The following is a 261-nucleotide window of genomic DNA, read 5'->3' on the forward strand; positions in this document are numbered from 1 at the left end:
GAGATCCAAGGGGGCAAGGGCTATTGCGCCCTCTGCGGGACTTTGGGCCCAGTCTTGCGCATCTTCCCCAGGGAAGTGGTGGTTCTGGGCCAGAAGTGCCAGCTGGTCTCCTTCAACCAGAAGGCCTTTGAGTCCTTCGGCAAGGAGCAGGCCGCAAATGCCCCCCTCTGCTTCACGTGCGCCTCCCAGGTGGTGGACACCTTGGACTACCTGGTCCGCTCCCAGCGCCACAGCAGGACCCTCTACCGCGAGGGAGAAGGG

At 63.6% G+C, this 261-nt stretch carries 1 protein-coding gene; it reads left to right on the plus strand.

Annotated elements, in window-relative coordinates; translation table 11 throughout:
• Positions 1 to 3 precede the first annotated feature (3 nt).
• Positions 4 to 261 (plus strand): type I-C CRISPR-associated protein Cas8c/Csd1 (locus MFF64_RS39110; protein ID WP_273557218.1); only part of this gene is annotated, 258 nt, incomplete at its 3' end.

The organism is Methylobacterium frigidaeris (assembly GCF_022179185.1).
Lineage (GTDB): Bacteria > Pseudomonadota > Alphaproteobacteria > Rhizobiales > Beijerinckiaceae > Methylobacterium > Methylobacterium frigidaeris.